We start from the raw sequence: 454 nt of genomic DNA, 5'->3' as shown, positions 1-454 counted from the left end.
TGTACCTGCTCGGCAGCGGGCGTCATTCCCGACTCCCCGATCTGGGTTACAGGCTGCTCGATGATGCCACGCACCTCCAGACAACGGAGTGCCGCGAGTCGATTGACGAGCGTATAGCCAACGCCACTCAGATACTGCTCGTAGGCCCACTCCCAGGATTTGTCGCCGGGATTCTCCTGCTCCACAGCATCAACCAAATCCTCGCGCACATCCTGCTCCTCATCGGAAAGCCCCTCACCGCCCTCTCGTTCAGACAGATCGTACTGCTGTTCGAGTTCGTACTCTACCTCACGCTCGACTAACGCGCGTAATTCCTCGACGACGTCCTCGAGATGCTCACGTTCGGCCTTGTCCAGTTGGGCTTTCCGGGGAGATGAATCGGACCCAGACACAATTATATCCAAACCTTTCCCCAAACAACATGAACCTTCGCATGGCAAGACAGCGGCCGACT

1 pseudogene is annotated in these 454 nt (G+C 57.3%); it reads right to left on the bottom strand.

The annotated features are described in order from the left end of the window. A pseudogene (locus DEQ92_RS23365) lies at window positions 1-392 on the bottom strand (hypothetical protein); the annotation flags it as partial. Window positions 393-454 lie beyond the last annotated feature (62 nt).

Origin of the sequence: Haloferax sp. Atlit-6N (assembly GCF_003383195.1) — an archaeon.
Lineage (GTDB): Archaea > Halobacteriota > Halobacteria > Halobacteriales > Haloferacaceae > Haloferax > Haloferax gibbonsii.
The sequence above is the reverse complement of the archived record's forward strand: the minus strand, read 5'-3'. Positions and strand labels throughout refer to the sequence as shown.